At 62.5% G+C, this 13,104-nt stretch carries 13 protein-coding genes; 5 read left to right on the top strand and 8 right to left on the bottom strand.

The window, feature by feature from the left end; all coding sequences use genetic code 11:
- Positions 1-30: 30 nt before the first annotated feature.
- Complete coding sequence (locus HAQ05_RS00945; RefSeq protein ID WP_190416701.1) at positions 31-924, bottom strand: LysR family transcriptional regulator; 894 nt, start codon at positions 922-924, stop codon at positions 31-33.
- 87 nt (positions 925-1,011) lie between these two features.
- Here HAQ05_RS00945 and HAQ05_RS00950 point away from each other — a divergent pair, with 87 nt between their 5' ends.
- The 5 genes from HAQ05_RS00950 to HAQ05_RS00970 all read left to right on the top strand — a co-directional run bounded on the left by HAQ05_RS00950 (position 1,012) and on the right by HAQ05_RS00970 (position 4,868).
- Positions 1,012-1,344: a DMT family transporter gene (locus HAQ05_RS00950; RefSeq protein ID WP_190416702.1), complete on the top strand. Its 333-nt coding sequence runs from the start codon at positions 1,012-1,014 to the stop codon at positions 1,342-1,344.
- Between the two features lie 49 nt (positions 1,345-1,393).
- On the top strand, positions 1,394-2,569 hold the full coding sequence (locus HAQ05_RS00955) for an FAD-dependent oxidoreductase (RefSeq protein ID WP_190416703.1): 1,176 nt from the start codon (positions 1,394-1,396) through the stop codon (positions 2,567-2,569).
- Positions 2,566-3,372 carry an aldo/keto reductase gene (locus tag HAQ05_RS00960; protein ID WP_190416704.1) on the top strand — a complete coding sequence of 269 codons (807 nt, stop codon included), beginning with the start codon at positions 2,566-2,568 and terminating at the stop codon, positions 3,370-3,372. The genes HAQ05_RS00955 and HAQ05_RS00960 overlap by 4 nt, the downstream gene beginning before the upstream one ends.
- 109 nt (positions 3,373-3,481) lie before the next feature.
- Positions 3,482-4,441, top strand: a complete 960-nt coding sequence (locus HAQ05_RS00965) for a metal ABC transporter ATPase (RefSeq protein ID WP_190416705.1) — start codon at positions 3,482-3,484, stop codon at positions 4,439-4,441.
- Between the two features lie 19 nt (positions 4,442-4,460).
- On the top strand, positions 4,461-4,868 hold the full coding sequence (locus HAQ05_RS00970) for a hypothetical protein (RefSeq protein ID WP_190416706.1): 408 nt from the start codon (positions 4,461-4,463) through the stop codon (positions 4,866-4,868).
- Here HAQ05_RS00970 and HAQ05_RS00975 read toward each other — a convergent pair.
- The 7 genes from HAQ05_RS00975 to msbA form a co-directional block, all read right to left on the bottom strand.
- Entirely contained in the window at positions 4,865-5,677 is an 813-nt protein-coding gene (locus tag HAQ05_RS00975; RefSeq protein ID WP_190416707.1) for a hypothetical protein, read from the bottom strand. The two genes, HAQ05_RS00970 and HAQ05_RS00975, sit on opposite strands and share 4 nt — an antisense overlap.
- Positions 5,678-5,732: 55 nt before the next feature.
- Complete coding sequence (locus tag HAQ05_RS00980) at positions 5,733-6,425, bottom strand: hypothetical protein (RefSeq protein WP_420825729.1); 693 nt, start codon at positions 6,423-6,425, stop codon at positions 5,733-5,735.
- A complete protein-coding gene (locus tag HAQ05_RS00985) occupies positions 6,422-7,402 on the bottom strand; it encodes a glycosyltransferase family protein (RefSeq protein WP_190416708.1) in 981 nt (326 codons plus the stop codon). Before HAQ05_RS00985 ends, HAQ05_RS00980 begins: the two co-directional genes overlap by 4 nt.
- Positions 7,403-7,454: 52 nt before the next feature.
- Positions 7,455-8,876, bottom strand: a complete 1,422-nt coding sequence (hldE, locus tag HAQ05_RS00990; RefSeq protein WP_190416709.1) for a bifunctional D-glycero-beta-D-manno-heptose-7-phosphate kinase/D-glycero-beta-D-manno-heptose 1-phosphate adenylyltransferase HldE — start codon at positions 8,874-8,876, stop codon at positions 7,455-7,457.
- A 93-nt stretch (positions 8,877-8,969) separates the two neighbouring features.
- A complete protein-coding gene (locus HAQ05_RS00995) occupies positions 8,970-10,367 on the bottom strand; it encodes a PIG-L deacetylase family protein (RefSeq protein ID WP_190416710.1) in 1,398 nt (465 codons plus the stop codon).
- 6 nt (positions 10,368-10,373) lie between these two features.
- Positions 10,374-11,270, bottom strand: a complete 897-nt coding sequence (locus HAQ05_RS01000) for a GNAT family N-acetyltransferase (protein WP_190416711.1) — start codon at positions 11,268-11,270, stop codon at positions 10,374-10,376.
- Positions 11,264-13,084 carry a lipid A export permease/ATP-binding protein MsbA gene (msbA, locus tag HAQ05_RS01005; RefSeq protein ID WP_190416712.1) on the bottom strand — a complete coding sequence of 607 codons (1,821 nt, stop codon included), beginning with the start codon at positions 13,082-13,084 and terminating at the stop codon, positions 11,264-11,266. The genes HAQ05_RS01000 and msbA overlap by 7 nt, the downstream gene beginning before the upstream one ends.
- Between the last annotated feature and the right edge of the window lie 20 nt (positions 13,085-13,104).

The following is a 13,104-nucleotide window of genomic DNA, read 5'->3' on the forward strand; positions in this document are numbered from 1 at the left end:
CGGCTGAGTGTGGGGCGAACCCGCTGGGGATTAGCCGATCACTTCCAGGTGCGCCGCGAACCGTTGCGCCAGCCAACTGGCAACCGGGCCCAATGGCTCGTCGCGGCGCCACAGCAGCTCGACCACCAAGGCAGGGGGCAAGCAGTCGCTACGCAGTTCGACCATGCGCCCGGCGTAGGCCGGGTACTGCACCACATGCCGCGGCAGCCAAGCCCAACCCAGCCCACGAATCAACCACTCGGCCATGGCATAGAAGCTGTCGGCACGCCACACCTGGGGGCTGGCCGGCTCACCGCCGGCATAGCCACTGCTGGGCAGGGTAATCAGCAACTGGCGGTGCTGGGCCAATTCGCGGTAGCCCACGTGCTGCAGGGCAGCCAGCGGGTGCCCCACGGGGCAGGCTGTGACCATTTCCACACGGCCTACGGCGCGCCGTTCCAGGGCCTGCGGCATGCGCTCATGGCTGAAGGCCAGGCCCAGGTCGACCTCCCGCGCCAAAAGCTTCGCCACCACGGCGCCCTGCGCCGCACTGGTGAGCCGCACCTCCAGCAATGGGTGGCGCGCGGCCAACTCTTCGAGGCTGTCGAGCACCGGTTGGTAGGGCATGGCTTCGTCGTGGGCCAGGCGCAGGCGCGATTCATGCCCTCGCGTCAGGGCCAGGGCACGGCCATCCAGGCGCTCGCATTGGCGAAGCAGCTCACGGGCCTCCTCGAGCAAGCTACTGCCGGCATCGGTCAGTTGTGGATGGCGGCCACTACTGCGGTCGAACAGGGTCACGCCAAGGTCCGTTTCCAAGGCCGCCACGGCGCCGCTGATGGCCGATTGAGCCTTGCGCCGCGCACGCGCCACGGCCGAGAAGGAGCGCCGTTCGGCCACCTCGACGAAGAGGCTGATGTGTTCCAGGTTCCACGGCCGGTTGCCCATATGGCCTATCTCCCTAACAGATAGGTAATGACTTTACCCCACCTGGCGGCCCGGTAGAATCATGGCCTTATTCGCGAGGGCACTACCATGACCGCTTACCTCTACCTGGCCATCGCCATTGTTGCCGAAGTCATTGCCACCTTGTCGATGAAAGCCATCAAAGGCCTGAGCACGCCCGTACCGCTGCTGCTGGTGGTACTGGGCTATGGCACGGCGTTCTTCATGCTGACCTTGGTGATGCGCGCAATCCCGGTGGGTGTCACCTATGCGATATGGTCGGGCATGGGCATCGTACTGGTGAGCCTCGCCGCGGTGTTCATCTACGGGCAAAGGCTCGACCTGCCGGCGATGCTAGGGCTCGCCATGATCGTGGCGGGGGTGCTGGTGATCCAGGTGTTCTCACGAACGGCCGGACATTGACCATTAGCTTGGTATACTCGCCCCTGGCAAAACTGATCGAGATTGCTCCATGGCATCGGCTGTAACCACAGATGTGCTGATCGTCGGCGCCGGCGTGGCGGGGCTTTGGCTCAACGCGCGCTTGCGCCAGGCCGGCTATTCGACCGTGCTGGTGGAGCACGCCAGCCTGGGTGGCGGGCAAACGCTGAAATCACAGGGGATCATCCACGGCGGCACAAAATACGCCCTGCACGGGGCCCTCACCGGTGCCTCGGAGGCGATCGCCGATATGCCTCGGCGCTGGCGCCAAGCCCTGGCAGGCACCGGCGAGTTGGACCTAACCGGCGTTCGTGTGCTGTCCGAGGCCCATTACTTGTGGTCGCCAGGCACCTTGGCCGGCAACCTCAGCAGCTTTTTCGCTAGCAAGGCCGTGCGTGGCCGTGTCGATGCGGTCAAGGGTGAACAGTTACCGCCGGCGCTACAGCACTCGCGTTTCAAGGGCAAGGTTTACCGGCTGGCCGAACTGGTGGTCGATGTACCCAGCCTGGTGGCCCGCTTGGCCGAGCTGGCGGGCCCCAGCCTGTTGGCCGGGCAACAACTGGCGCCGCTGTACGAGGGCCAGCGGTTGGCCGGCCTGGTGGTCGATGGCCGGCCTATCCGGGCCCAGCGCGTGGTGCTCAGCGCCGGTGCCGGCAGCGCCGCACTGCTGGCGGCCCTCGGCGTGGTAGAGCCTGCCATGCAGCGGCGGCCGCTGCATATGGTCATGGCCAAGGGCGCCGCGCTCAAGCCGCTGTACGCACACTGCCTGGGCGGTGGGCCCAAGCCACGCCTTACCGTGACCACCCACCCGGCGGCCGATGGCCAGTGGGTGTGGTACCTCGGCGGCGATATCGCCGAAGCCGACGGCGTAGCCCGTGAACCGGCCGCGCAGATCGCGGCCGCACAGCGTGAGGTGGGCCAACTGCTGCCCTGGCTCGACATTCACGCGCTGCACTGGGCCACCTTGCGGGTCGATCGCGCCGAACCCGCGCAGTCGGGCCTGGTGCGCCCAGACAACGCTTTTCTGGCCGAGCAAGGCACCTTACTGGTTGGTTGGCCGACCAAGCTGGCCCTCGCACCGGACTTCGCCGACCGGGTATTCGCCAGCCTTGAACGCGGTGCCATCACCCCGCAACAACACCCGCCGCTGCCCGAATGGCGTCGCCCAGCGCTAGGGCAAACGCCGTGGGAGCAATTACTGCCATGAGCCTGCCAACCCTGCACGATCACTACCGCCGCCTCGGCGCCCAAGGCCCGCGGGTATCGCCGCTGGGCCTGGGCACGGTCAAGCTGGGCCGTAATCAGGGGGTGAAATACCCCAGCGGCTTCACGCTACCCACCGACGACGAAGCACGGATGCTATTGCGCCAGGCCCGTGAGCTGGGCATCAACCTGCTCGACACCGCACCGGCCTATGGCACCAGCGAAGCGCGGCTGGGCCCGCTGCTGCGTGGCCAGCGGGATGCCTGGGTGCTGGTGAGCAAGGTGGGCGAAGAGTTCGCCGGTGGGCAGTCGAGTTTCAACTTCAGTGCTGCCCACACCCGTTTCTCCGTGGAGCGGAGCCTGCAAAACCTTGAAACAGACCGGCTAGACTTGGTGTTGGTACATTCCGATGGCCATGATTTGCGTATCCTCGAACAAGAAGGTGTGTACGAGGCACTGGCCGAACTCAAGCGCGAGGGCAAGCTCCTCGCCTTCGGGTTTTCCGGCAAAACCGTAGCCGGCGGCATCAAGGCGTTGGAACGCGGCGATTGCGCCATGGTCACTTACAATCTGAACGAACAAGCCGAACGGCCGGTGATCCAACATGCACTGGCACAGGGCAAGGGGATTCTGGTGAAAAAGGCGCTGGCCAGCGGCCATGCCTGCCTGGCCGGGCAAGACCCGGTAAAAGCCAGTTTTCAATTGCTGTTTGGCGAGCCGGGGGTCACCAGTGCTATCGTCGGGACCATCAACCCCGTGCACCTTGCCCATAATGTAGCCACGGCCGCCGCCGTGCTGGCCGGTTAGCGCAGGCTGGCACGGCGCGCTTAGCCGCCGCGCCGGTACCCCGCACGCCCACCGAGCGCAGCCACTTTTCGTATAAGCCCGAAGGTGCGCGGCTCTACAAGGAACCCTTATGCCGCGTACCCTCAGCCGCAAGAACCCTGGCAACTTCAAAACACTGCCCCTGTTCGTCGAAGCCACCCCCGAAGCCCTCACCTATCAAAGCATCGGCATGCCGATCAATTTCAGCCAGACCCTGGAGCGGCGCCAACAGATCGACGTCGATGACCCGGAACATTTTTCGGTAGAACTGGCCAACCTCGGCGTTTCAGTACGCCTGACGCTGGCCTGGCAAGGCAACGACTACTGGGTGCTGGTTCGCCAACGCCGCGAAGACCGCGGCGACGTGGTGCTAAAACTGATTTCGGGCTACGTGCCGGCCCATGAGTTGAACCTGCCGCTGCACACCGCCGTGCAAGAGGTGGCCGAGGAGTGCTTGTTGCAAACGCCGGAGGGGTGGCTCAATGGCCGCTTCAAAGACACCTGGCTGCCGACCCCCTACGCCCAGACCCTGCGCTACCGCGAAAGCCCCGCCTTCGACCTCAGCCCCCGCGCGGGGGCGGCACGCACCGTGCGTTGCGGCGGCCTGACGCTGATCGAAAAGCCCCGCGCCTACGTGCACCTGCCCACCGCGTCGCTGCAGGTGGTTTACGACCTTCGCCTGGAAGTGCCCCGTGAGGCTCGTGTGCTGAGCCTCTACCATGTCGATGAGCGCCTCGAAAAAGACCAACTGGTGACACGCCTGAACCCCAACCGCCCCGATCTTTACCTGGTCCCGCTCAAGGACGGCAAGCCCGTGCCTGAGCTCTACACCTTGAAAAAGGGGGAACTGCACCCGGCGCCCACGCGCGGCCTGTATTTGGCCGAAAGCTTCGCGGCACAAGACGGCTGGGTCGTGCGCGAAGAACGTATCAAATGGCGCGATTGGCTACACCGCCAAGGGCTGGCAGTGCAGAGCCCGCAAAAAAGTGGGTTGAAGAAAATCACCCACCGTGCGCGAGCGTTGATACGCTTGGCGCGGCATAAAATGTGATGCCGGCAAAGATAACATCGTGAATTCGTTAACCAAAGGCTTGGCCATATCAGGCTGTTTTGCCATACCCGCGCTTTTATTCGCCTATGCCGCGTTGGGTGCTGAACGGCCCGGGTACCCGGAAGACCCCGAGGCCATACCCGCAGCGTTCACTGCCACGTTGCTGCTAGCTACCTGCGGGCTGGGCGCATGGCTATGCCTGGTGCTCCGCGCAGCGGTTCACCCACGGGCGCCGAAGCCGGGCTGGGCGAAAATGCTCCGCAAGGTGCTGTATGCACCTGGGTTGCTCCAGCCACTTTTGGGGGCGGTGCTGGCGTACGACTTGGTATTGGATACAACGACCGGCCACTTGGCCCTGGTTGCATTCGCGCTGGCCTTCTGCGTGCTCGCTCGCCTTTGGATCAGTGCCTCCACGGCGGGCCCTTAGTTTTCCGGGGGCAATTGCTTATCCACCCAGGTGCGCGCCCGGGCAAAAAAATGGAAGTAGCGGTTCTCTCGCTTGCCCATCCCGCGTTTGGGCGAGAACGACTCCTGGGCAAACCCCCCATGAATCCGCACCCTCGACGCCGTCGTCGGCATGGTGCACACCTTGGCACCGGCTTGTTGCAGCACGAACTTGAGTAACCGCTCCGAGTGCAACTTGCGCCCGGTGGCTTCACAAAAGCGAAAAATATGTTCAATGCGGTTGCCATAGGCTTCGTAAACGTCCTGCCCGCAAATGGCGAAACGATCGTTAAGCCCACCCCACCATTGCCAATCGGGAATATACACATTCGCGCGGCGGCCCCGCGGGCGGCCGAATACGTAGCCCGGCAGTGGCGTGTGGTAAAAATTGTCTGGCCTTACGAACACCACGAAATCCGGGGCGAAGCGCGCCACCCGCTGCGTCACGCAGCGTAACGAGTGAAGTTGGTAGATCAGGTTTCGAATAGACGCATGCTGGTCGCCCCAGGTATCCCCTTGGGCCTTGATCCGCTCGAAATCCCACCGTTCCAACACGCCATCAGTGGTTTCAAGCACGCCCTCCATGCTTTGGAACACCGCATAGTTATCGGGGCTAAGCTGCCCGGCCTCGCCCGAGCGGGGGTTTTGAATTTCGTCGATTTTATAAAGGTGATAAAACTGCGCTACCTGGCTGTTGGCCGGCAACTGGGCCAGCACGTTGCGCTCGATCGACGGGAAGCAAATATCCGAGTTACGGGGGATTCCAAAAAAAGCTACGGCGACCTTCAGCACGAGTCAGATCCTGAGCAGTTGATTAACGGCCGCTACCGGCCCATACCGGGCTGGCCTATCGGCGCCGCCATAGCTGCCACCAGCGCTTTTGGCGCTGGAGCCCGACCCTGATGATGTTGGCACTGCGCAGCCACGCCCGTTCGTAATCCCACGCATGGCCGCCCCATAGTTTTCCCGCCTCGTCGGAAAACCCCAAGGCCATCAATGCATAATCGTACCCGGGCAGGCTACGCAGTGCATCGAACAGCACCAGGGCGTTGAACCCGGTGGAGGGGCCCACATAGCGCTTGCCGCCTGGCCGCTCTACCGGGTAGTTCCATAACGGTGGCAGCGGAATACGCTCGCGGAACACGCTAACACCCGGTAACGGGCAAAGGGCTTCGGTACAGCCTACCAGGATGCTGAAGCAACGATCGCTACGGGGGTGAAACCAGGGTTGGATAGCGCCAGGCAGCGGTAAGCCAAAGAAGTAATGATCCGGCGCGTTGAAGCCATGCACCACAACATTGACACTGTGCGGCGTCAGCAATTCGGCCTTCAGGCATTTGTTGAAACTCACCACCACATCATCGCTGCCGATACCCAGCGCTTGCAGGTCCGCAGCGGTGATGGCCGGGTTATTGGCGACCAACACCACGCGGGGCGCCTTGAGCAAGCACGCCTTCAGCGCTGGGGAAAAACAGTTGAAAACATCCTGGTCGCCGCCCGGCAGCGCGCCAGCTGGCATGCCAGCGTGGTCCGTGGTCATGGTGACTCCGGCACGCTCATGCCGTAGCGCAGCTTTACCCACAGCCTGGTGGCCAGCGACGGCCGCCGCCAGGCCCGCAATGGGCGCTGTATGTGCTCGGCCAGGTCACGCCCGACACGGGCAAAGCAATAATGCGCTTGGGCAAACGCCTGGCCATTGGCGGCAATGGCCGCGGCCTTTTCAGGCTGACTTTGCAACCATTGCAGTTTTTCCAGTGCCTCTTGCTCGCTGCGGTAAAACACAACGTTGTGCAAATCTTCGAAGCCCAAAAGCGCGTCTTCTTCACCTTGGCTCCATGCCAGCAACACACAACCGCACGCCATGGCCTCGAAGTTCTTGATCATGAACTCGCCCATGCCGATATCGGCGCTGACGAATACCTTGATGCGGTTCAAGGTCTGAAGATACTCCGCGCCTGATTCGGTGCGCGTGACCAACATACCGGTGTGCCGCGCCAACGACTCCAGCAATGCTTTACGTTGGGCGTATTCCTTGCTTTTCAGGCTGCCCAGAAAACCGATGGGAATATCCCGGGTTAATTGAAGGTTGCGCAGCAGGTGCTCGTCGTACCCTTTGGAAACGAATACGGCATCGATACCTTCAGCCTGCATCCGGCGCGCCACCAGCGCACCGGAAACCAATGCCCGGCAGTTGGGAAGGCGCTTATATACCCGGGAATACACCTGGCGGTATTTGCTGCCGGCCATGTAGTTCTGATAAGCATCATGCTCCAAGAACACCAGCCCGGGTATGCAGCTAAGCGCCGCCATTTGTGGGGCAAGCCGCTTGATCCGGGAAAAAATCACCACACGGTCGAATTGTTCGTAATGAGCGGCCGCCAGAAAAGCCCCCAGGCGCATCTGCTGCGCCTTGCTCAGGCGGTGGATAACGCACGCGTCGCAATGCTGCTGCACGATTTCGTACAAGCGGTCCAGAATGACGCGTTGCTCATCCATCACCAGTAGCATGACTTTCATGGGTTTACGTGCCACCTACTGCCCGTGCCGATCAAGGTTCGGTCACCCTGCATCAATGGTTGCGAATCTTCTCGACGATCGACGTCGTCGAGCTGTTTTCCACCAGCCCCAGCACCTTCACCGTGCCGCCATAGCCGGTGACGATGTCGGCACCCACCACCTGTTCCATCGAATAATCGCCGCCTTTTACCAGCACGTCGGGGCGCACATGGGCCAGCAGGTTCTCTGGGGTATCTTCCGAAAAGCTGATCACCCAATCCACCGCCCCCAGGCCCGCCAGTACGGCCATGCGCCGGTCAACGCTGTTGATTGGCCGGCCCGGGCCTTTCAGGCGGCTGACCGAGGCGTCGTCGTTCACCGCGACGATCAGCCGGTCACCTTGCGCGCGGGCCTGCTCCAGGTAGGTGACATGCCCGGCATGCAAGATATCGAAGCAGCCGTTGGTGAACACGATGCTTTCGTTGTGCGCACGGGCATCGTCGATGGCCAGCAGCAATTGCCCAAGGCTGAGTACACCGCGCTCGGAGCCCTCTTCGCGCTGGATCGCACGGCGCAGCTCCGGTGCGCTGATGGCCGCAGTGCCAAGCTTGCCCACCACGATACCGGCTGCCAGGTTGGCCAGGGCTACCGCGTGCGGCAACTCCTCACCGGCCGCCAAGGCCGCCGCCAAGGTGGAAATCACCGTGTCACCGGCACCGGTGACGTCGAATACTTCACGGGCGCGGGCCGGTAAGTGCAGGGCGGGCTGGTCGGGGCGCAGTAGGGTCATGCCGTGCTCACCGCGGGTCACCAACAACGCGCCCATGTCCAGTTCGCTCATCAACCGCGCGCCCTTTTCCACCAGCTCCGCTTCGTCGGCGCAGCTGCCGACGATGGCTTCGAACTCGGTGAGGTTAGGGGTAATCAAGCTGGCACCGCGGTAGATGGTAAAGTCCTTACCCTTGGGGTCGGCCAGCACGGGAATGTTCTTCGCCCGGGCGGCAGCGATCAGTTTCTGGTGGTTCTTCAAGGCGCCCTTGCCGTAATCCGACAGGACCATGACCTTGACACCTTCCAGCAGGCCGTCCACTTGGCTGGCCAAGGCCAAGGGGTCGGTGGCGAACGCCTCTTCGAAGTCGATGCGCAGCAATTGCTGGTGGCGGCTCATCACCCGTAGTTTGACCACGGTCGGCTGGTGAGCAATGCGCTGGAATACGGCCTTTACGCCCGCGGCCTTGAGGCTGTCAGCCAGGCTGTCGGCGGCCTCGTCCGCGCCCGTAACACCGACCAGGGAAGCAGGGGCGCCCAGCGCGGCGATGTTCAATGCCACGTTGGCCGCGCCACCGGGCCGGTCCTCGATCTGCTCCACCTTGACCACGGGCACCGGTGCCTCTGGGGAGATACGCGAAGTACCGCCATGCCAGTATCGGTCGAGCATGACATCGCCGACCACCAGAACCGGAGCCGAGTCGAATCGCGGCATGGATAACTTCATGGGCAACCCACATACAAAATGAACAGAGCGCGCGATATTAACACAGCGTTTGCCGCAAGCTGCGCCCAGCGCGCGGCAACCACGGCGCTGGGCTTACCGGGGTAGATCGCGCACCCAAAAAAGCTCGTGCCGACGCACCGCCTTGCGGAAAAACTCATCTTCGCCGGTCGCCGGCCAGCGGCGCCCCGCCAGCGCCCACTGCACCCAACGGCGAAGGCGCCGCTTGAACGGCAGCGGGCCCTGCAGGTCATGTTGCATACGCAGCGCCATAGCCTTGTCCAACTGCACCTGCGCCGCCAGCAGCGGGCTCCACAAGTGACCGGCGGCAGGCTCGTCGATGGCCGGCGGCAAAGTGATCCCGGCACCCGCGGGGCCCATCGGCCAACGGTCGTTGTCATGCAAATGGTTGGCATACAACAGCGCGACGCTCGGTTTCCATGCGCTCAAGGCCATGGCCTGGGTCAGGGCCTGGGTGGTACAGACATGGTCGGCGTGGGGGTCGAATCGGGGGTGCGGGGTAACCACCACCTCCGGCTGAAAGTGTTCCAGCAGCCCTTGCAGGTCGGCGACCAGGTTATTCCACGTGGGCTGCCCGTCGGCGTCGGCCGCCAGCCGTACCGGGTTATGCTGGCGGGCGCCGCGTACGTCGAACTCGCCCGACTCCATTGAACCGAACGGCGTGGCAGGTGCTTGCGCCATCGCCGGCAAGCGCAAGCAAAAGTAACCCAGTTGCACGCAGCGCTCGGCCGGCACACCGCCCCACAACGGCACTGCCAGGCTGTCCCAGGTGCGCAAGCGCCCTTTGAGGCGGGCCGCCTGCTGCGCATTCAAACCCAAGCCCCGATAGGCCTGCGCCTCGATCTCGCCTTGGGTCACGGTGACGATGCAGGCGTGCGCGCAGCGGCTATAGAGCCCAAAGGCTGCCAGTTCGGCGTCGTCGGCATGGGGGGCCAAGACCATCACCCGTCGCGTCGCATAGTCGGGGTTGCTAAACACGTACAGCAACCCCTGCGCCGGTAACCGGCAAAAGCGCCCGCGCAGGCTCAACGCCCCGGCTTGCAGTGCTTCGCGCTGGCCAGACAGGTTGAGATAACGCCGGCCCGTCACCCCCCGTTCAAACGTTTGTGGGTCATCGCCTATCCGTACATAAGGGTCCAGCCAGCGCCCTAACCATGTGGCCTTGAGGGTAACCTCCAGCACCAGGGTTTCACCTGGCGCCAGGGGCTCACTGAGGGTGAGCTTCGGGCCTAACGTGACGGTTTGCTTGGCCGCTGTGTGCGAAAAGTCATAGGTATAGTCGTCGCCGGGCCGGTAAAATAGGTGGTCGGCAAACCACGCCTCATGCGCGAGCCAGCCCAGCGCCGCGAGCAAGGGCGCTGCCCACCAGGCTACCAGCACACCTACCGCCACCAGCACCAGCACAGCGGCAACCAGGTACAAGCGCTTGCTGCGCCGGTGGGCTTTAAGCAGTAACTGTTTACGTTCGGCCATGGTTGGCTACACCTGATATACCGGTACGCTGTGGCACCAGCGGCCTTTATATTCACGGTCGGCCCGGCCAAACGAATAGCGCAGCGGTTTGCCCAGGGCGCGCGCCGCCTCCCATTCGCTTTGGGTATTGACGAAGCTCAGCACACTGCCGGGGCTGAACTGGCGGCTTTGCGGGTCGACACCGCCGTTGACATATTCCAACGAAACCCAGCGTGGGGCTTGAACCTTGTACAGAATTTGAATCGCGACCGGCTCCGAATCGATCTCGGCCATAAAGCCAGTCATGAACTCACGCAATAGCGCGAAAACCTCGGCCAATCGCTCCTTTCCAGGGGCGGCACACTGCCAACGCCTGAAGAATAACTCGGCGTACATGTCAGCCAGTTGCTCGGCAGAAAAATCATGCACCGGGCGCAACACGCCACCGGCCTCTTCGAGCATACGCTGCTCGCGCCGTTGGTTATAACGGAACTTCTTGGTGTAGTCCTCAGGCGCGCGGGCCAGCGCCAAGCCATCGCGTTGCTGGGTAAGGGTTGTGAAACACGTGGCATTGAGCTGCGAGACATAACGCGCCCGCTGGCGCATTGGCACCTGCGTGCCTTCGGCCACCGGCAGGATGACTTCGGCATTACCCAAGTCGAAAAGCCCACGCCGCCCTTGGCGCTTCAATACCTGTTTAGACAGCGCGAGGTGGCGGCCCCAACACGGCAGGGCGGCGACCACCCTACCCTCGGCCTCCCACCCCAAATACCGCACTGGGATCTCGGCCAGCGCGGCCAGGCGCTCCACCACGTGGGGGTGGGTCGCCACACTGCCACCGTATTGGCTCCAGGCGTGCGTATAGGCCGCGGCGTCGATAACCACCCACCCCCTTTCGCGCCATGCCCGTAACGCATTCAACATAGGTCGGCGGCCCGGCCCGGTACGGCCTCAGGGGCCTCTTCGAATTGTTTGGCGTGCAACCGTGCGTAATACCCATTCATCGCCAAGAGCTCTGCATGGGTACCGCGCTCGACAATCCGGCCCTCATCCATCACCAGGATCTGGTCGGCTTTTTCGATGGTGCTCAAGCGGTGTGCAATCACCAAGGTGGTCCGGTTCTTCATCACTTCATCCAGAGCGCTCTGGATATGCCGCTCCGACTCGGTGTCCAGGGCCGACGTCGCCTCGTCGAGAATCAACAAGGGCGCATCCTTGAGCAACGCCCGAGCAATGGCCAGCCGCTGGCGTTGGCCGCCGGACAACAGCACGCCATTTTCGCCTACCAGGGTCTGGTAGCCCTGGGGCATTTTTTCGATGAATTCGTCGGCATAGGCAGCGGCGGCGGCACGCTGTATATCGGCAAGCGGTGCGCCCGCCAGGTCGCCATAGGCGATGTTGTTCGCCACGGTATCGTTGAACAGCGTAACCGCCTGGGTGACCAATGCGATATGGCGGCGCAGGTTGCGCAGGCGATAATCCTGGATCTCTATGCCATCGAGCAGTATCTGGCCCTCGCTGTGCTGGTAAAAGCGCGGCACCAGGTTAGCCAGGGTCGACTTGCCGCTGCCCGAGCGCCCCACGAGCGCAACCAATTGCCCGACCTCTGCCACAAAGCTGATATCGCTCAGCACGGGTTTTTCCGTGCCAGGGTATGTGAAGCTCAAACCGCGCACTTCGAGCCGGCCAGACACCCGCTCCCGCTCGGCTGTTCCGGCGTCGGGCTCCGGCGGCTCGTCCAACTGCTCAAAGATGCTTTCAGCCCCGGCCACGCCTTTTTGGATAGTCGAACTGACCTCGGACAACTGCCGGATAGGCTTGGGTAAAAGCCCCGCCATGGTGATATAGGCAACCAGGTCGCCCGGCGACGAATCACCACGTAAATACAGCACCAGAAACATCACCACCGCCATGGCCGAATAGGTGACCAACTGCAGCATTGGCGTATAGACCGCACCCGTTTTGGTCAACTTCAGTTGTTTGTCCGAATTGCTCTGGCTGGCGTTTCGAAAGCGTGTTTGCTCGTACTGTTCGCCGCCAAAACTGCGGACCACGCGAAACCCTTGAATCGTTTCCGAGGCCACGTGGGTCACATCGCCCATGGCCACCTGGATTTTCTTGCTCTGCTTGCGAAACTTGCGGCTGGTGCTGGTGACCATCAGGCCAATCACCGGCAAGATAGCCAGCATCACCAAGGTTAACTTCCAGTTCATCCACAGCAGCGAGACGAACAGAAAAACCACGGTCATGCCCTCGCGAATCACCACTTTGATCGCATCGGTCGCGGCACCGGTGACCATGGTGACATTAAAGGTGATTCTAGAAATCAGATGGCCCGAGTTGTGGTTATCAAAGTACCGCGTGGGCAACTTCAGTATCTTATTGAATAGCAGCACGCGCAGGTCATGCACCAAGCCCAGCGACACACGCGCCAGAAAGAAATTACCCAGGTAAGAACCCACCCCCTGCCAGGCGGCAATCAGGATGATCATCAGGGGAACGGCCTGCAATAGCTGCAAGTTCGGCAAGTAGGGGGTATCGGCGAACAGCTTGGCGCCTGGGTTGGCCAGGCCGTCGACGAAGTACTTCAAAATATACGCCAGCATCGGCTGGGTGGAGGCGAAAATAAGAAAGCCGACGATGCTCAGCAGGAACAGGCCAATGTAAGGGCGAACGTAGGTTAGCAGGCGCAGGTAAATCTTGAGCGTGGATGGAGCACGGGGTGTGGGGCTGCTCATGGGTTTCCGTTACATGACGT

The organism is Pseudomonas typographi (assembly GCF_014694385.1).
GTDB lineage: Bacteria > Pseudomonadota > Gammaproteobacteria > Pseudomonadales > Pseudomonadaceae > Aquipseudomonas > Aquipseudomonas typographi.